This is a genomic window from Paraburkholderia bryophila (genome assembly GCF_013409255.1).
GTDB lineage: Bacteria > Pseudomonadota > Gammaproteobacteria > Burkholderiales > Burkholderiaceae > Paraburkholderia.
Genome location: NZ_JACCAS010000002.1, coordinates 2,432,214 through 2,457,117, shown reverse-complemented (window position 1 = coordinate 2,457,117; position 24,904 = coordinate 2,432,214). Strand labels below are relative to the sequence as shown.

Annotated in this window: 22 protein-coding genes; 7 read left to right on the top strand and 15 right to left on the bottom strand. The window is 62.0% G+C overall.

What is annotated here, in order from left to right; translation table 11 throughout:
* Positions 1–4: 4 nt before the first annotated feature.
* Complete coding sequence (locus tag GGD40_RS31970) at positions 5–430, bottom strand: hypothetical protein (protein ID WP_257030641.1); 426 nt, start codon at positions 428–430, stop codon at positions 5–7.
* Between the two features lie 181 nt (positions 431–611).
* Here GGD40_RS31970 and GGD40_RS31965 point away from each other — a divergent pair, with 181 nt between their 5' ends.
* Together GGD40_RS31965 and copM are read left to right on the top strand one after the other, a co-directional pair.
* A complete protein-coding gene (locus tag GGD40_RS31965; RefSeq protein WP_179746327.1) occupies positions 612–809 on the top strand; it encodes a heavy-metal-associated domain-containing protein in 198 nt (65 codons plus the stop codon).
* A 64-nt stretch (positions 810–873) separates the two neighbouring features.
* Positions 874–1,281, top strand: coding sequence for a CopM family metallochaperone (gene copM / locus GGD40_RS31960; RefSeq protein ID WP_035555661.1), 408 nt, complete (start codon positions 874–876; stop codon positions 1,279–1,281).
* Between the two features lie 50 nt (positions 1,282–1,331).
* Here the strand turns inward: copM and GGD40_RS31955 are convergent, their stop codons facing one another.
* Positions 1,332–2,141: an alpha/beta fold hydrolase gene (locus GGD40_RS31955; protein ID WP_179746326.1), complete on the bottom strand. Its 810-nt coding sequence runs from the start codon at positions 2,139–2,141 to the stop codon at positions 1,332–1,334.
* 135 nt (positions 2,142–2,276) lie between these two features.
* Between GGD40_RS31955 and GGD40_RS31950 the strand changes: the two genes are divergently transcribed.
* The gene (locus tag GGD40_RS31950) at positions 2,277–3,185 is read left to right on the top strand and encodes a LysR family transcriptional regulator (RefSeq protein WP_179746325.1); all 909 of its coding nucleotides are present in this window, start codon (positions 2,277–2,279) and stop codon (positions 3,183–3,185) included.
* 20 nt (positions 3,186–3,205) lie between these two features.
* Here GGD40_RS31950 and GGD40_RS31945 read toward each other — a convergent pair whose 3' ends face one another.
* From GGD40_RS31945 to GGD40_RS31925, 5 genes are all read right to left on the bottom strand, one after another.
* On the bottom strand, positions 3,206–4,828 hold the full coding sequence (locus GGD40_RS31945; RefSeq protein ID WP_179746324.1) for a tetratricopeptide repeat protein: 1,623 nt from the start codon (positions 4,826–4,828) through the stop codon (positions 3,206–3,208).
* 11 nt (positions 4,829–4,839) lie between these two features.
* Entirely contained in the window at positions 4,840–7,500 is a 2,661-nt protein-coding gene (locus tag GGD40_RS31940) for a DNA-binding protein (RefSeq protein WP_179746323.1), read from the bottom strand.
* A 225-nt stretch (positions 7,501–7,725) separates the two neighbouring features.
* Positions 7,726–10,833 (bottom strand): bifunctional diguanylate cyclase/phosphodiesterase, encoded by a 3,108-nt coding sequence (locus GGD40_RS31935; protein ID WP_179746322.1) that lies wholly within the window; start codon positions 10,831–10,833, stop codon positions 7,726–7,728.
* The gene (locus GGD40_RS31930) at positions 10,830–11,624 is read right to left on the bottom strand and encodes a substrate-binding periplasmic protein (RefSeq protein ID WP_179710191.1); all 795 of its coding nucleotides are present in this window, start codon (positions 11,622–11,624) and stop codon (positions 10,830–10,832) included. Before GGD40_RS31930 ends, GGD40_RS31935 begins: the two co-directional genes overlap by 4 nt.
* Before the next feature lie 201 nt (positions 11,625–11,825).
* On the bottom strand, positions 11,826–12,242 hold the full coding sequence (locus tag GGD40_RS31925) for a potassium channel family protein (RefSeq protein ID WP_179710193.1): 417 nt from the start codon (positions 12,240–12,242) through the stop codon (positions 11,826–11,828).
* Between the two features lie 263 nt (positions 12,243–12,505).
* Between GGD40_RS31925 and GGD40_RS31920 the strand changes: the two genes are divergently transcribed.
* Together GGD40_RS31920 and GGD40_RS31915 are read left to right on the top strand one after the other, a co-directional pair.
* Positions 12,506–13,147, top strand: coding sequence for an MAPEG family protein (locus GGD40_RS31920; RefSeq protein WP_179746321.1), 642 nt, complete (start codon positions 12,506–12,508; stop codon positions 13,145–13,147).
* 16 nt (positions 13,148–13,163) lie between these two features.
* Complete coding sequence (locus tag GGD40_RS31915; RefSeq protein ID WP_179746320.1) at positions 13,164–13,670, top strand: dihydrofolate reductase; 507 nt, start codon at positions 13,164–13,166, stop codon at positions 13,668–13,670.
* On the opposite strand, the gene GGD40_RS37280 is transcribed toward GGD40_RS31915, so the two are convergent.
* Together GGD40_RS37280 and GGD40_RS31905 are read right to left on the bottom strand one after the other, a co-directional pair.
* Complete coding sequence (locus tag GGD40_RS37280; protein ID WP_179746319.1) at positions 13,665–15,161, bottom strand: methyl-accepting chemotaxis protein; 1,497 nt, start codon at positions 15,159–15,161, stop codon at positions 13,665–13,667. The genes GGD40_RS31915 and GGD40_RS37280 overlap by 6 nt on opposite strands.
* A gap of 318 nt (positions 15,162–15,479) precedes the next feature.
* Complete coding sequence (locus tag GGD40_RS31905; protein WP_179746318.1) at positions 15,480–17,189, bottom strand: hypothetical protein; 1,710 nt, start codon at positions 17,187–17,189, stop codon at positions 15,480–15,482.
* 237 nt (positions 17,190–17,426) lie between these two features.
* Here GGD40_RS31905 and GGD40_RS31900 point away from each other — a divergent pair, with 237 nt between their 5' ends.
* Entirely contained in the window at positions 17,427–17,699 is a 273-nt protein-coding gene (locus GGD40_RS31900) for a hypothetical protein (RefSeq protein WP_179710202.1), read from the top strand.
* Here the strand turns inward: GGD40_RS31900 and GGD40_RS31895 are convergent.
* From GGD40_RS31895 to GGD40_RS31875, 5 genes are all read right to left on the bottom strand, one after another.
* Complete coding sequence (locus GGD40_RS31895) at positions 17,696–18,619, bottom strand: LysR family transcriptional regulator (protein WP_179710204.1); 924 nt, start codon at positions 18,617–18,619, stop codon at positions 17,696–17,698. The genes GGD40_RS31900 and GGD40_RS31895 overlap by 4 nt on opposite strands.
* Positions 18,620–18,690: 71 nt before the next feature.
* On the bottom strand, positions 18,691–19,464 hold the full coding sequence (locus GGD40_RS31890; RefSeq protein ID WP_179746317.1) for an SDR family oxidoreductase: 774 nt from the start codon (positions 19,462–19,464) through the stop codon (positions 18,691–18,693).
* A gap of 205 nt (positions 19,465–19,669) precedes the next feature.
* The gene (locus tag GGD40_RS31885) at positions 19,670–20,461 is read right to left on the bottom strand and encodes a PhzF family phenazine biosynthesis protein (RefSeq protein ID WP_179746316.1); all 792 of its coding nucleotides are present in this window, start codon (positions 20,459–20,461) and stop codon (positions 19,670–19,672) included.
* A gap of 217 nt (positions 20,462–20,678) precedes the next feature.
* Positions 20,679–21,791, bottom strand: coding sequence for a linear amide C-N hydrolase (locus GGD40_RS31880; RefSeq protein ID WP_179746315.1), 1,113 nt, complete (start codon positions 21,789–21,791; stop codon positions 20,679–20,681).
* 151 nt (positions 21,792–21,942) lie between these two features.
* Positions 21,943–22,581 (bottom strand): FMN-binding negative transcriptional regulator, encoded by a 639-nt coding sequence (locus GGD40_RS31875; RefSeq protein ID WP_179747118.1) that lies wholly within the window; start codon positions 22,579–22,581, stop codon positions 21,943–21,945.
* Positions 22,582–22,693: 112 nt separating this feature from the next.
* Here GGD40_RS31875 and pdxR point away from each other — a divergent pair, with 112 nt between their 5' ends.
* Positions 22,694–24,229 (top strand): MocR-like pyridoxine biosynthesis transcription factor PdxR, encoded by a 1,536-nt coding sequence (gene pdxR, locus GGD40_RS31870; protein WP_179746314.1) that lies wholly within the window; start codon positions 22,694–22,696, stop codon positions 24,227–24,229.
* A gap of 24 nt (positions 24,230–24,253) precedes the next feature.
* Here the strand turns inward: pdxR and GGD40_RS31865 are convergent, their stop codons facing one another.
* Positions 24,254–24,883 carry a TetR/AcrR family transcriptional regulator gene (locus GGD40_RS31865; RefSeq protein WP_179746313.1) on the bottom strand — a complete coding sequence of 210 codons (630 nt, stop codon included), beginning with the start codon at positions 24,881–24,883 and terminating at the stop codon, positions 24,254–24,256.
* Between the last annotated feature and the right edge of the window lie 21 nt (positions 24,884–24,904).

Genomic DNA, 24,904 nt, shown 5'->3' with positions numbered 1-24,904 from the left:
AGAACTAGACGAGTGAGAGGCGCGGAGGCCGTTCGATGCCGTCCGTCAGAAACGACGCGACACGAACAGCGGGAGGCAGGGGAACGGTGAAATGAATCGGCTCGACCGACAGGGACGCCGCTGCGGTATTCGGCAACGCACCGCCGAAACAGCAAGCGGCGCACGTCGAGCACGCGTGCGCGTGATGCTCGCCGCCAACTGTGCCGTGATGCGGAAGAGGGACGCTACCGCCCATGTCACTGGCTTGCGCGGCCCTCATCGCGGCGTGGTCGTGATGCTGAAGTTGGCTCGCGACCGGCTCATAAAGCGCGGGCGCTCTCTCGCCGATGGAATGCGAGGAATCGCATTTCATGGAGACGGCCGCGAACGACTGAACCGGAAGGCTCAGCACGAGCAGCACGACGATGAGGAGTTTGCGCCAGTAAGACATGGGTACGGAGTCTAGCATGCTGATTAAGGCGACTGTAAGGCCAGAAGCGCGCCTCGCGCGACGATTTACCGTGATGCCTGGCATCGGTTGAATACATGAGCCAATACGCTTGACCTTACTGCGGTGGGAAGGTCCACGCTTGAGTCCTGACCACTTATTAACGATTCATTGGAGGCAGCAAATGGAATTCGAAATCCCGGATATGACGTGCGGCGGATGCGCCAATGCGATCAAGCGTGCAGTCACCCAATTCGACCCCGCCGCGAAGCTCGACGTCGACGTCCCCGTTAAAATCGTCAAGGTCACGTCGACGCAATCGTCGCAGCGGATTATCGAGGTCATCGAGGCAGCGGGTTTTCATCCGCTGGCAAGAACCTGAATGAAATGAACCGCTGCCGATAAACGCATCGACCAGGACACCCTTTTCCTAACGGACATCCACCATGAAAAACCTTCGCGCCTTTCGCGCCCTCTGTCTGTTCAGCGGCCTGGCGTTTGCCGTCGCGGCCGCGCCGGTTCACGCGCAGCAAAGCGGCACCATGCCCGGCATGCCGGGCATGAAAATGCCGGCTTCGACAGGCGCCGGCTCAAGCGATTCGACGCAAGCGTTCAAGGCCGCCGACGACAAGATGATGCAAGGCATGAGCGCGCCCGCCTACACCGGCGACACCGACAAGGATTTCGTCGCGCATATGATTCCGCACCATCAGGGCGCGGTTGAAATGGCGCAAGTGGAATTGAAATACGGCAAGGACCCGGAGTTGAAGCGCCTGGCTCGCAACATCATCAAGGCCCAGCACGATGAAATCGCGTTCATGCAGCGTTGGCAGGCAAAACACGGCGTGAAGTAAAAGAGCAGCCGGGGCCTGCAAAGAAGCGCCCCGGTATGCCTGCCTACCCGTTACGCGTCGTGCTCAACACGCGCGAGATGCTGAACGAAGTCGTGAATCCGCTCTGCGACTTCAACCGGCGCTTCGAGCGGCGACAAATGCCCGACACCCGGCAGCACATGCATTACCGCGTGCGGAATGCGGCCGAGCACTTCCCGCTGCAGCACCGCCACGCTATCCACGCGATCCAGTTCGCCGGCAATGATCGTGGTCGGCACATCGATCGAGGCGACTTCACGCGTAATGTCTTCACGGCTCGTGGATCGCGGCCACGCGGCCTTCGCTTCGGGCGCGCCACGCAGGCTGTCTTCGATCACTTGCCGGCGATGCGCGGGGCTCAACGACTTCGCGCACAACATGCCGTCAATGGACGCTTCGACCGAAGCCGGTGAGGCATAAGCGCTTTCCATCTGGGCCAACGCTTCGGCCGGCAATTGCAACGGCACCGGCGGCGACGGCGCAACCAGCACGAGACCGGCCAGACCTTGCGGACGGTGCGCCGCCAGCAACTGCGCCACCTTGCCGCCCATCGAATGCCCGACCAGCACGAAGCGCCGCAGCGCGAGCGCTTCGATCACGCGCTGTGCGTCGTCGGCGAGATCGGCGAGCGCGTAACCGGCGGCCGGCTTGTCCGAATCGCCCCAGCCGCGGTGATCCGGCGCGACCGTTCGATACACGTTCGGCAGCGCGGCGATCACGTCGTGCCACGTGCGCGACGAGCCGCCCCAGTAATGCAGAAAGACGATGGCGGGGGTGTCGCCGCCGTCGTCGAAACCCAGTTCCCTCACGTGAATCCGTACACCGTTCGAGTCGATTTTCATTTGAAACTCCCTGCGCGTTGAGCCTGTCTCTGCCCATCGTCAGGCATTGAGTTCGATGGTAGATTTAATCGTGTCTCGCGATAATCCCGATTCCACTATCATGATTCGATCGTAAAACTATCGACTGGAGTCGTCATGGACCGTTTTGCCAGCATCGCGGTGTTCGTGGCTGCGGTCGACGAAGGCAGCCTTGTCGCGGCGGGACGGCGCTTCGGCTTATCCGCGTCGATGGCCGGCAAGCACCTGAGCGGACTCGAAGCCGAACTGAAGGTCCGGCTGTTGCAGCGCAGTACCCGCAGCCTGAGCCTGACGGATGCGGGCCGCGCGTATTACGCCCGCTGCAAGCGCATTCTCGACGAGTTCGACGACGCCAACCGCGAGGCGAGCGACGCGCAGCGGATCGCGAGCGGCATGCTGCGCGTCGCCGCGCCGGTCACGTTCGGCGCGATGCATATGGGGGACGTCGTCACGCGGTATCTGAGCGATCACCCTCACGTCGACATCGACATTGCGCTCGACGATCGCTACGTCGATCTGCAAAACGACGGCATCGACGTCGCGATCCGGATCGGCCGCTTGCCCGACTCGCAACTCGTCGCGCGTCGGCTGGCGCCTTGCCGGATGGTGATCTGCGCGTCGCCGGCCTTTCTCGCGCGTGAAGGTGTGCCGCACACGCCCGACGATCTGGCTCGCGCGCCGCGTCTCGCGTTCAGCGAGGCCGTGTCGGCGGGTGAATGGACGTTGCTGGACGAGCAGGATCGTTATCACGTGATCGGCGGCCCGCTGCGCATGCAGGCCAACAACATGCAGATGCTGGTGGCGGGCGCACTCGCCGGCATCGGCATTGCGTATGGTCCCACCTTCGTATTCGGAGAGCACATCAAGGCGGGCAATCTCGTCGTGCTGCTGCCGGGTTTCAGGGCGCCCGAGCTGACGATTCACGCGGTGTATCCGTCGGCGCGTTATGTGCCTTCGAAGGTGCGGCGGTTTATCGATTGCCTGGTCGAGGCGTTTGGCGACGAACCGCCTTGGGATGACTTCTAGCCCGTCTCTCAACGTCGACGTTACGCGTCAAAACCCTCGGCACACGCCTGCCGTACCCGTTCGATCACCGCAGGCCAACGTCCACCCAAAGGCTGACGAAATAGCCGGATCGTCTCCGGATACCACGGCGAGTCATCGCGTTCGAGCATCCAGCGCCAGTCGACGGACTGCTCCGGCAGCATCACCCAGCAGCGGGTACCGACCGACGCCGCGAGATGCGCAATCGCCGTATCCACGCAGATCACCAGATCGAGCTGCGCGATGATCGCGGCGCTATCGGCCATGTCCTTCGTTTCAGAGCCGAGATGCAGCAGCGGCTGTTCGGCGGGCGGCGATTGTGCCTCGTCCTCGCCGTCGCCTTTTTGCAGACTCACGAAGCTCACACCAGGCAGACGCCAAAGCGGCGCGAGCATCGCGAGGGACGACAGTGAGCGGTTCGCGTCGTTCTGGTGGAGCGCATTGCCTTTCCAGACGAGTCCGATTCTGCGGCCCGAGGGAAGTGTTGCGAGGCGCTCGCGCCAGGCGTCGACAAGCAACGGATCTAATGTCATCCGAACGGGCGGCGGAATCGTTTCTGTCGTTGTCCGCAGGTAAAACGGCACACTCAACGGACTCGTCCAATAGTCGTAACTCGACGCCGCGGCCCAGCCCGCCTCGTGCGTCAACACCACGTCGACGCCCTCCACCGTGGCGAATAGCCGATGCAGCGACGCAGCACAGACGAACGCGACCTGCGCCGCGCCTTGCGCCTTCAGCAGCGGCAGATAGCGGCCGAAATGAATCGCATCGCCGAGTCCGCCTTCCTGCCAGACCAGCAGTTTTTTCCCCACCAGCGATTCGCCTTGCCAACGCGGACGCCCGACGACCTTCTGCGTCTTATGTTGCATCGACCCAGGGTCCGCATGACGCGCGTCATGCAACCGCCAGCCTTCGTCGAAGCGCCCCATGCTCAGCAGCAGCGTGGCCAGCGCGAACCGCGCCATGTGATAGTCGTCGCTAACGGCAAGCGCCTGCCGGTAGGCGGCCTCCGCTTCCGTCAGACGGCCCAGTTCCTTCAGGATGTTGCCGAGGTTGCTGTACCCCATGACGAAATCGGGACGCAGTGCGATGGCGCGCCGATAGGCATCGGCGGCTTCGCTCCAGCGGCCTAGCGGTCTCAACACAGTGCCGAGGTTGTAATGAAATTCGAGGCGATCGGGCAGAATGCGCGACGCTTGCCGATACGCCGCTTCCGCTTCGGCCATGCGCGCCTGGTCCTGAAGTAGCGAGCCGAGCTGGTTGTGAACGTCCGCGAGATCGGGGCACGCGTCGAGCAGTTGCCGCAATAACGCTTCCACGTCGGCCAGGCGGTTGAGGCCCTTCAGCAAGGTGGCGAGGTTCAGGTACGCGTCCGCGAAACGAGGATTCGTTTCGATAGCGCGGCGCCAGTAAGACTCGGCGTCGGCGAGATCGCCCAGACCAAGCGAACTGACGGCCGCGAGTTGCAACGCCTCGGCTAATTCCTTGGGCGGCAACGGCGGCTGCAAGTCGAGCAGCGGCTTCACCTTGTTCAGCGCGTCGACAAATCTCGCCGACGGATCCGGCTGCGCTACCGGCTCGTCTTGAGCCGAACTGGAAGGTTCGCTAAGGGAAGACGGACACATAAGCAGATCGATCAGCGCTCGATCTTCGACATGACCGCTGTCGTCGCGTCGTAGCGATAGCCCTTCTGCGCCAGTTGCTGCGCCATCGTCGCGCCGATCAGTTTTTGCTGCATATCGCGCGATATCAACTCGTGATCCGGCTTGAGCCGCTCCAGTTCCGACGCGAGCCGTCGAACCAGCACCACTTCTCCGGTGCTGCGCGCGTCGATGAAGATGATCCGCTCGCTCGCGAGACCGAGGCGTTGTTTGAGATCTTTAGCATGCGCCACCCATTGCTCGGCGTTCGCGTGAAGCTCGTCGAAGGCCTTGGTGTGCGCTTTGGCCTGAGCTGCCACTTGACGCTGCAGCGCCGCGATTTCCTCGGCGCTGTCGGTCTCGTCCTCGTTGACGCCCGGCTGCGGGTGGCGTCGATTGTGTTTGGCGGCAGCGTGCGGTCGCTCCGCAATGCGCTGCTGCAGTTGGGCGGCATGCTGTTCGGCGGCGTCCGCGCGTTCCTTCGCGGCAGTGGCTTCGTGCGACAGTCGCGTCAGCTCGGCACTCGCGGCAGCAGCCGCCGCGGTCAGCGTGCCGACGTGTTCGCGGCTCGCGTCGAGTTCCGCCGATTGCGCCTGACGGTCGGTGTCCAGCGCGGCGAGTTGCTGCTGCGCGTGATCGTGTTCCTGCGTGAGTCGCGCGATCTCGGCCTCTTTACTGGCGACACGCTCGGTCAGTACTTCGTGCGCCTGGCGTTCTTCTTCGAGCGTGGTTTGGGTGGCGGCGAGTGCCGCGCTTTCCGCCGACACGCGCTGCTCCAGTTCCTCGATGCGTGCCTCGGCGGCAAGCGCGCGCGACGTGGCCGTCGCCGCTTCCTGCGCGGCGCGTTCCGCCTCCTGCGACTTGGCCTGACCGGTGTCGCTCAACGCGGCAGCCTGCTGCTGCGCGTGATCGCGTTCCTGCGTGACTCGCGTTATCTCAGCGTCTTTGCTTGCGACCAGTTCATTCAATACGTCATACGCCTGGCGCTGTTCTTCGAGCGTGAACCTGGTGGCCTCGAGCGTCGCCATTTCTTCAGACGCACGCTGCTCCAACTCCTGAATTCGCGCCTCGGCGGTTTGCGCGCGCGACGTGGCCGAAGCCGCGTCCTGCGACCATCGTTGCGCCTCTTCCGATTTCGCGTGACACGCGTCGTTCAACGTCGCGACCTGCTGCAGCGCATGATCGCGGTCCTGCGTGACGCGCGCGATCTCAGCGTCTTTGCCGGCCACCACCATGATCAATGCCGCACGAGCCTGGCGTTCTTCTTCAAGCATCGCGTTCGTGGCCGCAAGCGTGGCGCTTTCCACCGACGCACGCTGGTCCAGTTCCTCGATACGCGCCTCGGCGGTGTGTGCGCGTGTCGTCGCCGCAGCGGCGTCCAGCGACCACTTGTCCGCCTCTTCCGACTTCGCCCGCAACGCCTCGTCCAACGTGGCGACCTGCTGCTGCGCGTGATCGCGGTCTTGCGTGATGCGTGCGATCTCAGCGTCTTTACCGGCGACCACCACGATCAGCGCTTCACGCGCGTGACGCTCTTCTTCAAGCGTCGTGCTGGTGGCTTCCAGCGCGGCGCTTTCCGCCGACACACGCTGCTCCAGTTCCTCAATACGCGTCTCAGCGGCTTGCGCGCGCGAGGTGGCCGCAGCCGCGTTTTGCGACCAGCGGCTCGCCTCTTGCGATTTCGCCTGACACGCGTCGTCCAACGTGGCGACCTGTTGCTGCGCATGGTCGCGTTCCTGCGTGATTCGGGCGATCTCGGCGTCTTTGCCCGACACAACCGCGATCAACGCTTCACGCGCCTGACGTTCGTCGTCTAACGTCGCCTTGGTGGCTTCGAGCGCGGCGTTTTCAACCGATGCGCGCTGCTCCAGTTCTTCGATGCGCGCCTCGGCGGTTTGCGCGCGTGAGGTCGCCGCGACTGCATCCTGCGACCATCGGTCCGCTTCGTCCGATTTCGCCTGACACGCCTCGCTCAACGTCACGACCTGCTGCTGCGCGTGATCGCGCTCCTGCGTAAGCCGCGCTATTTCGTCGTCTTTACCCGCAGCGGCCACCACCAGTTCTTCCCGCGCCAGACGCTCCGTTTCGAACGTCGTATTGGCGGCTTCGAGCCTGGCGTTATCCGCCAGCGCGCGCTGCTCCAGTTCCTCGATGCGCGCCTCGCCCGCTTCCGCGCGACGGCTTGCCGCCACCAGTTCCGCGCCGAGGCTCAAGGCCGTGTCTTCCGACGCCGCCAGCGCGCGCGTCTGCGCGGCGAGCCGCTCGCGGCCCGCTTCGACTTCTTCGATAGTCTTCTGATACTCGGCGAACGCCTCGTCGCGTTCGGAGAGCGCGGCATCGAGATGCTCGCTGAGCGCGTTGAGGCGCTGGTTGAACGCTTTCTCCGCTTCGTCCTGCGAAGCGCTCCAGATGCGATCCGCGGCGCTCATGATCGTTTCGGCCACGCCGGTCGGCAAGCCGCTCTGGACCTGCACGTTCGGCGTGCTGGGCAGGCGTGCTTCGCGCCAGCGTTGCAAAGCCTCGACGATCGCAACCAGCGAACCGCCTTCGAGTTCTTTCCAGATGGCGACGGGCGAGACTCGCTTGTCTTCGTCAACCATGCGATCGGCGATCGCGGCGACCCGCTCATCGGTGATTGTGTCTACGTCCCTGGACATAAATGCCTCAAAATCAATGTGGCCGGGCGGAAGAGATAAAGTCTCCCATACGTTACTACGTCCCGCCACATTCTCGACGAAAGGAAAATGACAGCTACCACGGCGTGGACCGGCGACTGAGTTCGAGCCATCAGGCCCGGGCGCCGGCCTCGACTAGCGTCCGTATCGCGAGCTTTACATTCATCCGCGAATCCGGCTAGCCGTGTTGAATGACAGGTATCAGGTTTATTCGGCCACGCAAGGACGCGCTTCGCGCTGCCTCAATAGCGCTTCGAAGCCCTCGACAGGAAGCGGGCGGCAAAAATAATAGCCTTGGTACGCGTGGCATCCGGCCGCCGCGAGGAAGTCCCGCTGCGCCTCGGTCTCCACGCCTTCGGCGATCACGCCCAGGCCGAGGCTGTGCGCGAGCGCCACGATGGTCCGGGCGATCACGGCGTCGTTGGGGTCGACCAGCACATCCCGCACGAACGAGCGGTCGATCTTCAACTGGTCCAGCGGCAAGCGCTTCAGGTACGAAAGCGACGAATAGCCAATGCCGAAATCGTCGAGAGAAAAGACGACCCCTCTTGCCTTGAGCGCCGCCATCTTCTGAATAATGTCCTGCACGTTGTCCACCAGCACGCTTTCGGTCAATTCCAGCTTCAGGCGGTTGGGCCTCGCGCCGGTTCGACCGATGATCGTCACCACCTTATCTACGAAGTCCGGCTCGCGGAACTGCTGGGCGCTGACATTCACCGCGATCGTGAGATGCGCCCGGTCTGCTTGCGTTGCCCACGCCGCCAGTTGCTCACAGGCCGCCTCCAGGACCCAACTGCCCAACGCGAGGATCAGGCCGGTTTCTTCCGCGACCGGAATGAAATCGGCTGGCATTACGATGCCGCGCTGCGGATGCTGCCAGCGCACCAGCGCTTCGACGCCGGTGATCCGGTCGGCGTCGATCTGCGCCTCGTAATACAGCAGGAACTGGTTCTCTTCGATCGCCGTGCGCAGCCCCGCGTCCAGCGCGGCCCGCTCCATCACCACTGTCTGCATGTCGGGATCGAACAACCGCACGGCGTTGCGGCCTCGTTCCTTGGACTTGTACATGGCCAGATCGGCCTGTTTCAGCAGCTCGTCGATCGACGCCTGATGACCGATGAACACGGTCGCGCCAATGCTCGCGGTGCTGCGGTATTCGATCTCGCCGAGCTGATATGGACTGCCCAGCACGGCGAGAATGGTCTCGCCAATTGCTTCGGTCTGTTCGGCTGCCTGCTGGCGGTTTTCGTGCAGATTGCCCAGCACCACCACGAACTCATCGCCCCCAACCCGCGCCACGGTGTCGGTCTCGCGGACGCTGACAGCGAGACGTTGCGCCACCTGCTGCAGCAGCAGGTCGCCCTTGTCGTGACCGAGCGTATCGTTCAACGTCTTGAAGTGGTCCAGATCGATGAACAGCAACGCGCCGCACGCGTCGCTCCGGGCGCTCGCCGTCATCGCCTGCTTCAGGCGCTCCAGCAACAAGGTGCGGTTAGGCAAACGGGTCAGTGCGTCGAAGAACGCGAGTTCCTTGATGCGCTCTTCCGCGATCTTGCGTTCGGTAATGTCGTGGTGGGTGCAAACGTAGTGGCTGACAATACCGTTCTCGCCCATCACGGCGGAGATCGTCAGCCATTTGGGGTAAACCTCGCCGTTCTTGCGGCGGTCCCAGATTTCGCCCTGCCAGCCGCCGGCACGATGAATCGTTTCCCACATGGTGCGGAAGAACGCGACGTCGTGCCGATCCGAGCGCAGCACCTGCGGCGTTTCGCCGACGATTTCTTCGGCCGTGTAGCCGGTGCACTCGGTGAAGGCCGTGTTCACGCGCAGGATCCTGGCGCCGAAGTCGGTGATCATCATCGGCTCCATCGAGTCGAATGCGACCGCCGCGATCCGAAGTTCGGCCTCGGCGTGTTTGCGTTCGGTGATGTCCCGGCCGCTGGTACGAAAGCCGATGCCATTGCCTCGGGAGTCGCTGATCGGCACCCACGAGACGGACAGCCAGATCAGCGCGCCGTCCTTGCGAACGCAACGAAATTCGAGGTCGTCGCCGCGAATGCCCCGCAGGCCCTTCTGAATTTCAGGGATGACGCGCGCAATGTCCGCCGGATGAATCACCGTGCCGGCAAAGTCGGGCATCGCCATGCATTCGCTGACGGTATAGCCGATGTACTCTTCCACGGACGAATTGATCCAGCGCGGCTTGCTGTCCGGGCCCCACCAGACTTCCCAGTTGACCGTGCAATCGGCGATCGCGCGAAACTTCGCCTCGCTCTCGCGCAGTTCCCGGGTCATCGACGAAGCGAGCCGCAGCGCGCGGCCATGGCCGGTCATCATGAGCCAGGTGAGCAGCGCCAGCAGCAGGCTCAGACCTGTGCCGGTGGCGGCGATCTGCAGCGCCGCGTTGCGGCCGAAACGGGCTTTGAAGTCGTCCTGGGCGCTCATTGTCAGCGTCCAGTCATGGCCGCCGACCACCAGATATTCGTTGGCCGACATGTCGGTCGGCAGATGCCCGGCCGACCCCGGCGTTCTATGCAGCAGCGCCGCGGACGACGGCTCGACGCCGTCGTATATCGCGATCGACAGGCCGGGCGGCTGCTCGCCATACAGACTGGCGATCACGTCGTGCATCCGGAACGACGCGTAGACCCAGCCGACCAGGTGCGCCCGACGCTGGGCGACGCTTTCCTGCGACTGCCCGCGCGCATAGACCGGCAAATACATGATGAAACCGGGGCGCGCGTTGGTCTCGGTGTCCACCACCAGACTGACCTTGCCGGAGACGGTCGCCATACCGGAATCGCGCGCCTGCTCCATGGCGCGCCGGCGCACCGGATCGGCCCATGCATCGAAGCCGGGCTCCATGCGATTCAGGCCGACCGACGGCGAGCGCTGAATGACGGGGGCGTAATCGTCGCGTGCGCCTTCGGGAAGAATGGTGTAGCCGCGCAGGCCTTGCCGGCGCATGGCGCCGATGTGATCGCTCTTTTGCGCCGCCGGCACCCACGCCACCAGACCGATGGCCTGAATACCGGAGAAGTTGGCGTCGAGATTGAGCGTGTCGACGTAGTCGCGAAAGCGCTCGCGGTCCATCTCGCCGCCGGCGGCGAACAGGCTCTGCACGCCGCGCAGCAGGAGCTCATACGTGCCCATGCGCTGTTCGATGCGGCTGACGGCATCGCCTAGCGAGAAGTCGAACTGCGTGAGCAGCTCATGACGCGCGGCTTGCCGCTCATGGTCCCACAGCACCCACGTTACGCTGAGCGCGGCCGACAGGACCAGCAGCGGCAGGACGGCGATCCGCGCCCAACTCACGGCGGCGTCGGGAAATCGACCATCGCATCGGCGAGGTCGGGTTTGAAATACTTCTCGAACAAGCGCCGCACGGTGCCGTCTGCGCGCATTTCATCGACCAGTGCGCGCCACTTGGCCCGCTCGACCGGCGACAACGCCCGCTTCGACATGATCAGGCCGTGCGGCACGGCGGGATCGTCGAATTCCACGATGGTGGTCACGTCGCGGATTTTCTTTTCGTCGATTGCAGGGTAATCGAAAGGCTCGATGATCATGCCTTGAATGCGCCGGAGGATCAGCGCCTGATACAGCGGATCCAGGCCGCCCGCCTGGCTGACGCGGTTTTGAGCGGCCAGCGCGTCGACCAGCCGGTTCGCCGATTGGCTATAGCGGAAGCTGCGAATCACGCCGAGCTGGAATTGACGGTTGCGTTCGAAATCGGCCGGCCGCTGAATGCCGGCGTCTTTGCGCACCAGCAAATAGTATTTGTTGCTGAAGTACCAGGCGAAGTCCGCGTACTGATTGCGCTCGTCGTTGGCAATGCCCGACAGGCTGAAATCGAGGCCGCCGGATTCGATCAGCTTCCAGATTCTGGCCCGCGACATGAGGCTGACACGGATCTGACAGCCGCTGCGGCGCGTCAGTTCGTCGGCGAAATCCTTGTCGATCCCGCTGTCCGTGTCGACGGAATAGAGCAGGCCATGATCGTGTAACGCGAGCGTAAAGGTACGCGAACAGTCGGGACCCGCGGCGAAAGCGCTACTCAAACAGCTCAGCGCCAGCAGCAGGCCACCAAGGCCGTGTCGAATCACAGTGGCTCCATCGTGCGAAGGAAGGTGGCTTAAATAACGCGTTCGATCCGAGGACACGCTTCACGCAGTATCGGCATCGCGCTGCCGTTCTTGAGCGGCGGTCGTATTTTGGCAGCTATTGTGGCGGGTTTGTATTGTTTACGTCGGAATTTTGCAGGGGCAGGAGCGGCGCCGTACAGAGCGGCCAACTTCCATGACGGCTTAAGGATCGCTATCCGCAGTTCGCGTTTGGCGATGTAGCAGGCCGGCCCGTTGCGCGGCGAACTGGATCGAGTAAACCGCGCAAGCGGTGACCACGCCGGTCAACAACACGCCGAGCAGTCCGAGCAGAACCGCGATGATTCGCCCCAGCGCGGAGGTCGGCACGACGTCGCCGTAGCCGATGGTCAGCGCCGTGACCGCGCAAAAGTAGAAGGTCTCACCGATCGACGACGGCGCCCTCGACGTCGCGCCGACGGTTCCGCCGAGGTAATACATGGCGATCGACAGGAGGAAGAACAGCGCCAGCAGCATGGCCAGAATATGGCGCAGGAGCCAGAGAAGCCGCGTGAATTCGGCAATCGCGTCGTGCGGCCGGATCTGGGCGCGAGCATTGCCGTGGGCAGAAGGGTCAGCCATGTCATGAACCTCGCGGATGGGTCGGCTTCTTCTGGTGAGAAACCTGAAAGTAGAGGGACTAGCCGGTCGACTGCGTACATTGCCCGCTATCGTCGGGAATAGCAACCTGGCCGGTCGCCACACCTGACGGCGCGCAAGCCGTCTTTCTCTGCAGAAGGGATTTCGGTTTGCCGCGCATTACACTACGTCGCAACAGACCAACGCGCCGGGCACGGCCGATACCCATGCCGATGCCACCGCAACCATCGCCAGGAGGAAAACCCATGAGCGTCCCTGCCCAACCCGCGCCCGACTTTCGGCGGCAGCGCGCCGTCGGCATGGCCGGCATCGCGGTCGCCTCGCTGTTTGCTTCGGCGCTCTGGCTCGGCATCGATCTATGGATATCGCCGCTGCCCGGCATGGAGAGCCTCGGCGCGCGGATGCTGCTGACGCTCAAATGCTGCTGCGCCGCTGTGCTGTTCTGCCTGGTGACGGGCATCGAAGCCGTCGCGCACGAGCGATTGACGTCGCCCGCATTCGACCCGCTGGTGGGCTTCGAGACGCGCCGCTTGCGTGTCAATCAACGGTACCTGCAAAACACGCTGGAACAGATCGTCGTGTTTGCCGCGGCGTTGTTCGGGCTGGCCGCCTACTCTCCCGACGGTTCGTCCATGCGCGCGGTTGTAGCGACAACCGTGCTCTGGATCGTCGCGCGAGCCGCATTCTGGCTCGGCTACCATCGCAGCGCGGCGCTGCGCGGGCTCGGCGCGCCGGGCATGGCGATCAGTATGATCGTGCTGCTTTACGTGGTGAGCCGGTTTGGCCACGAGATCGCAGGGACGGTTGGGGCCATCGTGCCGCTCGCTGCGTTTGTCGCGATCGAGGCGGTGTTGTTCTGGGAGACGCGGCCGGTGAAAGAGCGTTAATTCGAGCGAGACAACCATGTTGAACGGCAAGCGAATTTCAATGGTGGCCGCCATGGCCACCAACCGCGTCATCGGCGCGGCGAACGACATTCCGTGGAAAGTACCCGGCGAGCAACGCCGCTTTCGCCAGCTCACGGAAGGGCATCTCGTCGTGATGGGTCGCCGCACGTATGAATCGATCGGCCGGCCACTTCCGAATCGGGACATACTGGTTATCGGCACTCAACCTATTGTTGCCGCGGAAAACGTGATGACCTGCCGCTCATTTCAGGAAGCCACCGACCACCTCGCGAACGACAAGCGAGATGAAGTGTTCATCGCAGGCGGCGAGAAGATCTACCGCCTGTTTTTGCCGTACGCGGACACGATCCATCTCACCGAAATCGATCTGACGCCACCGGGCGACGCGCTATTTCCAGAACTTCCGCCGGCGGACTTCGATTGCATCGAGAGAGCCCGTGTGGACGGGCCCACTCCCTATACCTTGCTGACCTTCCAACGTATCGCTTCGATCGCGCTATAACCTGAAGACCGTCACCGCCGCGTGCAGCTTGGCCGCCTGATCGTCCAGCGATTGCGCCGCGGCGGCCGCCTGCTCCACGAGCGCCGCGTTCTGCTGCGTCACCTCGTCCATTTGCGTGACAGCCTGACCGACCTGGTCGATGCCCTTGCTCTGTTCATCCGAAGCCGCAGCAATCTCGCCCATGATGTCGGTTACTCGCGTCACCGCGGCGATGATGTCGCGCATGGTCGCTCCAGCCTGCCCCACCAGCTCAGTGCCCACGCTCACATGCGTCGTGGACGCATGGATCAGATCCTTGATCTCCTTCGCAGCGGACGCCGAACGCTGCGCCAGCGTGCGCACTTCACCGGCCACGACTGCGAAACCCCGGCCCTGCTCACCGGCGCGCGCCGCTTCGACCGCCGCGTTCAACGCGAGAATGTTGGTCTGAAACGCAATGCCGTCGATGATGCCGATGATGTCCGCGATCTTCGACGAGCTCTGGCTGATCTCGCTCATCGTGCCGACCACGTTAGTGACGACCTGACTGCCGTGCCCCGCGATGTTGGAAGCATTGGCCGCCAGACCGCTCGCCTGACGCGCGTTCTCCGCGTTCTGCCGCACCGTGCCGGTCAACTCTTCCATACTCGCCGCGGTTTCCTGCAACGAGGCCGCCTGCTGTTCCGTGCGCGAAGACAGGTCGGTATTGCCGGCAGCGATTTCCTTCGACGCGGTGCTGACCGATGCGACCGAATCCCGCACCTCGGTCATGACGCCTTTGATACGGTCCATCAACTGGTTGAATGCGGTCGCTGTCTGGCCGATTTCATCCCTGCCGTGAACCGGCGCGCGCAGCGTCATATCGAGCGATTCGCTCGCCTGCTGCAGCGTGCCCTGAATGCCGAGCAGCGCCCGCTGGATCGAACGCGACAGCACCATGATCCAGCCGACCACCAGCGCCAGTACCAGCACCATCACCGCGACCACCGTGCGCACCGCATTCGTGCTGGTGCTGGTGGCTGCCGCATCGCGTTGTTCGGCCTGTTTGTTCGCCTCTTCGATGATCTGTTCGATCGATGCCTGAAGCGGCTGAAAATCGGAGTGATAGAGCGCGGTCACCTGGTCGTTCGCCGCCTTGGAATCGTGAGCGGCCAGGTCGATCAGTTGACGCGACTTCTGATCGTAAGAGGTCCACGCCGCGATCACCTTGGTGAATCGATCCTGTTGCTCGGGCGATTCGAACAGCGGCAGGATGACGCTCGACCACTTGCTCACATTTCGTTCGGCATCCGTAAATACTTTCCTGGTGTCGTCGGTAGTCGGATCAAGTTCGATGGTCGACAGTGCGCTTCCCTTGATCTCCGCGAGACCTCGCGCCTGCTTCTCCAGCCGATGCGAGGCAGCTTGCGCATTGCTGACCGAATTAAATCCGATCGACGTCACCACGGTGCCGAAACCAATGGCAAGCAACGTGACCAGCATGAGCAGCCGAAGCTTTAACTTAATCGTCATAGGAATGATCCGTAAAGTCAGAATACCTAATTCATGCTTTCGGCATATTCCAGAGGAAACTTGAACTGTGCTGCATTACCGAATGTTCGTGCCCGACGCGCTTTCTACGACGTCGTAGCGCCTGGCGTGGGTTGGCCGTTGGACCGTTAGCAGATCGCCGTCCGCCCTGATCCGCAACGGCTTACGATTGACTTTCCGACATGGGATAAACACTGACGCCGATGCTCCGGCGCCGCGCCTCAAAATCAGATCGCGGGCCGCCAGTGCCCGCGATTGCCGGTCTGATTGATCGTCAAGATGCAGACCGAGTGGTCGAATTCATCTGCACACGCCGACGTCGTTTATTCCGAGCGGCGATCTGGGCGGTAATTCACCGGTCAGTGGTTCCTTCAGGTAAAGAGCATTCATGGTCGGGCAGCGGTCCTGGATGTACTGCGACATCTCTCCCGATCTCGGCTGGCCTCGCTCACTCTGGCTAAGCCCGGCGCAATAGTCGACTCGGGTTTCCGCCCAACACAATTGAAATTTATAGACGGCCCGCCTGAAGCGCATGCCGCTCTCTTGCGACTGTTCGATGCTGATGCCTAAAGCGCAGCTCTCTCCCATGCGGAATGAAAACGTAACGGACGTACCGGTATCTTCATCCAGGTGTCCTTCATAGGAATAAGGAAGATAACCGTCGGTCGCGTACTGAGACCGGGCGCCCGGAAACACCCGCGCAATATCCGGCACGGTGACACACGCATACGGCGGCAGCCTGTAAAGATCGAGCTTGGCTTCCGTGCTGTCCTGAAGCCTGAATTTATCCGTGCAGCGAACCGTATGCGTAACGGCATAATTCATGATCGGTTCGCCCTTCACTATTTCGGGCGGGTTGACGAAAGTACCTGGGACCGCCAGGTTGAGCACGCCAAATTGGGTAGGCTGATACCAATCACTTCCCGTTCGTTGCACGTCCGTTTTTAGCGTGCTTTTCGGGTGCCAGTCGATCGAACAATCAGGCGGCGACGGCGTCATTTCCGTCGTTTTCTCGCTATACCCCATACCTAGCAGTTTCATGGTTTTGTCGACGTCATTGAGCGCGCCAGAATCGGCAACGCTTTTCAGACGCACCAGAAAATCGTTGACTACCGTATCACGATCTTCAGATGGCGAACCAACGGCGGCGAGCGTTGGGATATCGCTTTGGCTCATCGCAACGTGGTTCGCCGGACCAGGCGGCGTTGCCGAGCGCTTTGGGACGGAGATGCTTCCTGTCAGGATGTAGGCAAGATTGTCGAGCCGATTCTGAATCTCGTCCGCTGGAAGCCCCTTCTTATTATCGGCTGCGAACTGATTATCAAGTGCTACCTGAAGAAGCCCGTTCGAGCGATCGTTGTTGGCCAGCTTGATGGCGATTGCTTTTCGTTTCGTCGCATGCGCCGCCGCGAGAATCTCCTGCTGGGCAAGAAAGTTGTAGACCTCCGCATGAGACTCCATCCAGACGCCAAAGCCGCCAACAATCGTGCGTGTCAGCGGACCCTCGCCATGCGGCGGCATCCACTTGTTATAGAGAAGCTTGTCCCGATCGTAATTCCAGAAGTAGCCGAGACCGTGACTCAGGTCGCCCACGAAATCCTGCGGGACTTCCGCCAATACGTCTGAACTCAAAACGAGTTGCCGCTCTCTCGTAGGCAACATGATCACCTTGGCGCCGCTCCAATCCTCCTGCAATACGCCAAACGGAACGGCGCCACGATTGTCGACCGCGTCTTGATAGGCGTTGAGTGCCGACTTCAATAGCGGGCTGGCATTCACCAGTTTCAGCACCTCGCCGGACGGGTGCACGACCACGCCCCACAGCGACTCCTGACCGGTTAAGGCTCGGTTGCCGTGCGCGGACACCGCCGAAGAGGAAGCGTAGATGCTGCCGGCGGCTGGACCGTCGACTGGCAGCGTCACCGCACCGGCTTGATTGCCGACTGCACAGAAAGTCAATAGAAGAAGAGCCCACAACTGTCCATACCAACTTGCAATTTCGCGTTTCAATTGATTAGTCCGAGTACTAGCGATTGAAAGAAAAGGATCGTCTTCAGAACGAAAAAAACGGGGTGAAACAGACACGCAAAAGGATTGCGAACTGTCCCACGATCCAGTTGGAGGGTCAATCGCCTGCTTCGGAGTTTCAAAAAAACAGTGCCGATGTTCTACTTATTGATTAAAAACGATTGGACCGCAATAAAGCCTTACAATTCGACGTAACTTCCATAACAAAAGGTATATGTAATGTCTGCGGTCTTTTTTAAGCGCGCTTTGATGTGGTCGCTTCCTGCCGTCCTGCTCAATCTGTTAATTCAGTATCACGAGTCCGGTAAGCTGACGGCCTCGGCCGTAGCCGTCAGTGTCGTTATCTTCCTGCTAGGGGGCCTGCTTTTCGAGGCGTTGAATTCCTGGTGGACACGCAAGTTCGAGAAGAGCCCATTCTCCCGTGCCGTGTCGGCTGGTTTCTGGGCCATTGTGGCCATCGGTTTGTTCGTGTTTTTTTACCGCATGAGTTAAGCAGTCAGCATAGGCTTCGGCACGAGCTGCGGCCGAATCAACGCTTCGAACCATTCGATAAACGCATTCAGCCGCCGCGACCGTTGACGGCGGTGCGGATACAACAACGAAACGGGCATGGCCGCCGCGCAAAAATCAGGCATGACTTCAACCAGTTCGCCGCGATCCAGCAAGTGCTGCACATCGAAGCGCGGAATCTGAATCAGCCCTATGCCCGCGAGGCAGCAGGCGATATAACTTTCGGCATTGTTCACGACGACTTGCGAAGCCACGGCAACGCTACGGAGCTCGCCTTCAACGACGAATTCCCAAGGTTGTTCCCGCGCGGTGGTCGGCGACGCATAGCCCACCATTTCATGCCCTTGCCCGAGCTCGTCCGGCAGGCCCGGAATGCCTTTCGCGCGGAGATACTCGGGGCTCGCGCAATTGATCACCGCGAAATGGCCTAACGGATGCACCACAAGACTGCTGTCGTTAAGATTACCCACCCGTACGACGCAATCCACGCCTTCACGAACGAGGTCGATTGCGCGATCGGTCGATCCCAGTCCCAATTGCAAACGCGGATAGCGTCGCAGGAAACCGGGCAGCGCGGGGGCGATCAAACGACGGGCGATCCGGCTGGGAACGTCGACGCTCAAGCGGCCGGACACTTCTTTCTGACGCGTCTGAAACAACGAGTAGATGTCTTCCACATCGCCGAGCAACGGCCGTACGCGATCGAGCAATTGAATGCCGTCGGCGGTGAGTTGCACGCGCCGCGTGGTGCGATGGAGAAGCCGCGTCGCGAGGCTCGATTCGAGCTCCTGCACCGCCGCCGACACCGACGCGCGCGGCAGATCCAACGCGTTGGCGGCCTTGATGAAACTCCCCATGTCCGCGACCTGGACGAAGATACGAAGCTGGTCGAGTTTATCCATCAGTGCTTCCTTCAATGGCGCAGCGAGCCGCCGCGGCTAGCTTGAGCCGCCACGGCGCCGGCATGCCGGGCTTACTTCGTGGTGTAGCCACCGTTGATCAGAATGGTTTGACCGGTGATCCACCAGCCGTCGCTAACCAGGTGACGAATGAACGGGATCACGTCTTCGATATCGGTCAGACCGGTTTTGGAGAACGACGACAGCGCCGCGGCGGTCTTGTGATACGCCACCGCCTCTTCGCCTTCGGCGGGATAGAAGAACGGCGTATCCATCGGACCCGGTCCAATCGCATTGACCGAAATGCCGCGCTGCCCGAATTCCTTCGACGCCGCCCGCGTGAAATGTTCGACCGGCGCCTTGGTGCCTTCGTACGCCGCATAAAACGGCGTATACGCGCCCAGCAGCGACGTGACGAGCGTCACCACCTTGCCATGATCGTTGACGTTCTTGCCCGCTTCTTTCAGAAAGAAGAACGCAGATTTCGCGTTGACCGCGCTCATCTCGTCGTATTCCGCCTCGGTGATTTCCACGAAAGGCTTCTTGAGTACTTTGCCGACGGTATTGATCGCAATGTCGGGTTTGCCCACTGCGGCGATCGTGTCGGCGAATAGCTTTTCGACGGCGCTCGCGCGGGTCAGATCGGCCTGAAATGCGACAGCGCGTGCACCCGCTGCTTCGATAGCGGCCACGGTTTCATCGGCCGCTGCTTTGCTCGACGCGCTGTTGTAGTGAATCGCCACCGCGGCGGCGCCTTGCCGGGCCAGATCCCGCGCGATCAAGCCGCCGAGATTTTTCGCGCCGCCGGCGATCAGAACGACCTTCCCTTTGATTGAATGGTCAGCCATGGGGTTCTCCATCTGTGATTGGTAGGGAGTTCGAGTCTAATCGCCTGACGTCGATAGATCAGGCCTCGTTTCCTGGATAGATCATCCAGAGAATCCGACCAATGATGGGGATTGGCGGCTCGTTCTGGAGAACCTGGCGGGCGTGAGCATCGATCATCGAATGCGTTTTTATCTGATCAAAGGGGAGCGTGCGGCTTTGGGTACGTCAGACCTCGCTTCGCTCCGCGCGGCCGCCCACTTGAACCGTGCCGTTCCTGTAGCGAGCCTGCAGCGTGCACGGTTGGCCGCGTGCGTCGCCCTGCAGTACGGTAATGTTTCGCTCCAGCAAAGAGGCGAGCGCACCGGCGGCGACGCCCGTTGCCGGATCTTCAGCGTGGGGTTCGAGATGATTGAAATTGCGGCCCGCGTAGACCTCGTCATGCAGACGACAATACACGTATAAGCCCGACACGCCCTGCTCCCGTCCCCAACTGACGATAGCCGGGAGATCGGGTTGCAATGCGTCGAGCAAGGGTTGATCGGCCACTTCCACCAACAGCTTGGCGCTGCCCACCGACGCGAGCCTCGGCAAGCCGATCAGATTAGCCGGATCGGTCTGAAGCAGGCGCGCCACGTCGGCGACATCGACACTCAGCGGCGGGCAACGCTGCGGACTCACCTCGACGAAGAGGCTCTGGTCGAGACGCGTGACCTCAAGCACCTGCCCGCGCAGGCTGGTCACGAACCGGGTCCGCTCGATCTCAGGATTGCGCTCGAAGAACACCGCGCTGGCGGCAAGCGTTGCATGCAGGCAAAGCGGGCTGCGCATGTGCGGATAGAAATAGTCCAGTTGCGTCTCGCCGGCCGCATTCGTTTCTACGAACACCGTCGCCGCTGCGTTTTGTTCTCGGGCGAATGCCAGGCGCTCGGCCTCGGCCAACGCGGCGTGCTCGACCACGATAGCCGCGTTGCCGGTTCCTTCATGACGGCCAAAGCAAAGCATGCGATGGAGTTTCATTGTTTTCGTGTGCGCCGGATTGGGAGTGGAAATTATCCTTCAGTTCATGCGGGCCGCGGACATGCAGGCGAAAGCGGGACGCTATCGCGAAGCGATCGGCGTGATCCGTACGTGGACAACTTCCGAGCCGAGCCAGCCATGCGAACTATCCGCAGGTGAACCAGCAGATCGCGGCGTATGCAGCGCACCTGGCTCGCGACGCCAGGTGCGGTTTGTTTCACGGCGCCGGCGCCGGCATGAATCTGAACGACGGCGTCGCGACGAACGATCCCGAGACTTCACCGGAAAATACCTGCCCGGCGTCGATAGTCAGCTTCATCACTGGCGCGCCCGGTTTCAGATTCAGATTGTGCAGCGACACCCAGAACGTGTCCGGCCGCGTCGACGAGTCGAAATAGTAGACGAGGTTCTTCTGGTCGGACACGGTGCGCCAGATCGTCGACGACAGGTTAGGCTGATCCGGCGTCGAAATGCCTAACGGCACGCTGACGGATCGCATCACACTCATCACGCCGGCCACGGCCTGATAGTCATACGACCGGTTCGGCACGCCGACAATGTAGTTCGGATCGAGTTGTTTCGGGATCGCGTCGAGCAGAAACGACGCCCGCACGAAGCGGTCGGCCGCGCGATTCGTGCCCGGCAGAAATGTCAGACCGCCCACCCCTTTCCAGTAGGTATCGAGCGCGAGCTGTTCGCTGTAGATCGGCGAATTCGTCATGATCTTGAACGCCTTGCCATGATGAATCACGAGTTTGCCGTCGAGGTATTCGAGGATTGCCGAATCGCCCTGCGCGTCGGATAGCGAAAGATGGATCGTCAGCGGTTTGCCGTTCGGTAACGGCGGCGCAATGATCTGAAACGGCTCGCGACCCAGCACGTCCAGCGCCTGCGCGACGGTGGCGAAATTGTCGAGCGCGTATTGCACCCACAGACTGATCGATAGAGGCGCGCGTTTTGCGTCCGGCTTGCCGTAATCGGTCTCGGACAGATACAGCGCATTCGCCACGAGCCCGCGTTCGTTCATTCCGTCGGCGCTGCCGATCTCGTAGCCGGACACCACCACGCTGCCGTATTTCGACGTCCAATGCGGCGAGCGCGGGCCGGCTGCGCCGTCGCGTTCAATGCCCGCGGGAAAGACCCACAAGTTGGAACGCATGTCTTCGGACCAGTCCATCGACCGGCCCGTGATGACGAGACCTTCGTCGCCGGTATAGAGCACTCGGGTGCAGCTTTGCGCGCTGTCGGCGCCCAACATGGCGAGCGCCGTGAGCGTGACGAGGGCGAAAGCGGAAATCGTGGAGCGAAGGTGGCTTGCGAAGCGGGACATGAGGGGTTCCTTGGGTCTTCGTTACGCTGCGATGATACCGACGCGCGAGATTTCTAGATACGCTCAATGTCCGCTTCCCGCCTGCATCTAAACTGAATTGACATTCCGCCGAAAGCCGCCATGCATTGCGCAACGCAAACCCGCCTCCCTCTTACTGCGCCTTTGTCGCGGCACACGCCAGCATGGCATCACCAATCGCATGCTCGCCCTGTTCGTTAAGCGCCGCGCCGGCACCGTGGATATCCCGCGCGTCTTTATTCTGGCCCAGCTTGATCTTGCCGACCAGTTGCGTAATCTCGATCTCGATGCCGACAATCGCCTTCAGCATCGCATCGATATAGTCGCTGGCGCTATCCGTCATTTTCCACGGACTCGGCTGTGACGCTTCATGAACGCGCGTCAGGCGCGCGACCAGTCCGCGCACGTAGCGCTCATCGTCGTGGATCGTAATGCGGCCGTGCGCATGCACCACGCGGTAATTCCATGTCGGCACCTGCTTGTGAAACTCGTGCTTGCTCGGATACCACGATGGCGAAATATAGGCATCGCCCGCGCGAAACACCACGAGCACTTCGTCGCTATGGCTTAACTCCTGCCAGAGTGGATTGGCGCGGGCCACGTGCGCTTTGAGGACACCGTGGGTTTTTTCATCGGCGTTCAGTTCGAATGGCAGGTGATTCGCGTCCATGCCGCTCTTGCCGTGCGAAAACAGCGTGCCAAACGGGTGCTCTGCGATCAGTGCATGCAGCACCTCGGCGCGCGGTTCGTTGAATTGACTGGGGATGTACATAAAGGCTCCGTTCGGGGCGAAAGGTTTTGCGTCGCTAAGGAAATTTTCGCGGTAAGCTGGATTGTTTGATAGAGCCAGTTTCGAGCAATTTCCCTGAACCAGAAAGAAAGCCATGGCCAGAAAGCCAAAAACCGTCGAGCTTCCTTCGATCGGCACGCTAGATCGAAGCGCCGGGCAGCTCGGGCGCCAACTCGCCCAGGCGTTGCGCCATGCCGTCAATCGGGGCGACCTCAAGCCCGGCGAACTGCTGCCGTCCACGCGTGCGCTCGCCACGTCGCTGCAGGTCGCGCGCGGCACCGTGATCGAGGCGTTCGATCAGTTGATCGCCGAGGGCTTTCTGACATCGCAACCGCGAGCCGGCACGCGCGTGGCGCAAGCGCTGGCGCCGGCCGCTCAGGCAGGCGAGCGCGTTTCCTCCGTCGAGCCCGCGCCGCTCACGGAACGCGCCCGCCTGTTCACTCAGGTTGCACGTCAATTTTCGGTCGTGCCGGCGGCGCCGTTCGCGGTTTCAGTGCCGGTCGGCCCGGCCGCGCCCGACGATATCTGGCGTCGGCTCGGCAACCGTCTGCGGGCTCGCGGGCCCGGCGCGCCCGCAGGTTATGGCGATCCGCAAGGCGCGCGCGTGCTTCGCGAAGCCATCGCCGATTACGTGAGGAAATCGCGCTCGGTCCGCTGCGAGGCCGACGAGGTGATCATCACGAGTGGCACGCAACAAGGCCTTTACCTGTGTTGCCAGGTGCTGCTGGACGCCGACGACTCGGCGTGGGTGGAAAACCCCGCGTACAGGGGAATCACCGCGATACTTGAGAGCACCGGCCGGCCGGAGCGCATGATCCGCGTGCCTGTCGACGCCGAAGGCATGAACGTCGAGGCCGGTATCGAACTGGACTCGCACGCACGCGCGGCATTCGTCACGTCGTCGCACCAGTACCCGCTCGGCATGCCGATGAGCATGGCCAGGCGCAGCGCGTTACTGGCCTGGGCCCGCGCGAATCAGGCGTGGATCGTCGAAGACGATTACGACAGCGAGTTGCGTTACGCGGGACATCCGTTTCCGTCGCTCCAGGGGCTCGACCCGAATCGCGTGATTTATCTCGGCACGTTTAGCAAGATCCTGTTTCCGTCGTTGCGGCTGGGTTACGCCGTGGTGCCGAAGAACCTGGTCGAGGCGTTCTACGGCGCACGCGTGCTGATGGATCGCCATCCGCCGAACGCCGATCAGCATGTGCTCACGGCATTCATCGCGGAGGGTCATCTGGACCGGCATATCCGCCGCATTCGTGGCGTGTATGCGGACCGCCGCGCGCGAATCATCGAGACGATCGACCGCGTGTTGCCCCGCGACGTTGCATGGCTACAGCCGTCCGATCAGGGTATGCATATGGTGCTGTGGCTGGGTGGCCGCATCGACGACAAACGGGTCGCGTCGCTAGCCGCCGAAAGCGGCGTTGCTGTGCGAGCGGTGTCGCCCATGTATGCGGGCGGCAACGGGCCCATGGGTTTGATCCTGGGCCTGGGCGGCTTCAGTGACGAAGAGATCGAGATCGCCACCGGCCATCTCGCGCGATGCATTAACACCGTGGCGCGCGATACCTCCCGCGACGTAAAAACCCGGCCGACGAAAAAGACTGCGCGGCGTAGCGCCTGATAGAAACCGGCAGGACGCCCAGCGCTACTCGATTTTTTTCCCCGCAGCGGACCCGAGATACGTACGCACGAGTTCGCGCATTTCAGCGAGGAGCATGGCCCGCATGGCCGGTTCTTCGTCGGCGGTAATCACCACGCTCTTGAGCATGTGGAGCAGAACGACCGCCATCACTTTCGCCTTGGCCGCGCTCAGAGCGGGTATCGCCTTGCTCAGGATATCCGCGATACCCCCACGCATCGCGGCGCGAAACCGCGTACGTTCGTCGGCGCTGCCCCCGCGCGCATCCACGAGAGTCACCGCAAAACTGCGTTGCGACTGAAGCACCAGCATGAAGTCAACAAACGCGTCGGCCACGCCCTCAAGCGTCATGTCGGGAACCTGGCGCGCCATGTCGGCCAGTCCATCCTGGACGTGAAGCGCGTAACGCAACAGTAGCGCGTCGGCGAGCGATTCCTTGGAGGGAAAGAATCGATAAAGCGAGCCGATCGCGGTCCCCGAGCGCGCCGCGATCTCGGTCATCGTGGCGGAGTCGTAACCTTTTTCCGTGAACACGGCGACCCCGGCTTCCAGGATCGCGGCGACGCGCAGATGCCCCCTTTCCCGTTTGGGTTCTGAAGCGCGCGCGGCGTCTGGGGCAGGCTTAGGCGAGATCATGCTGATGGACCGATATGCGAG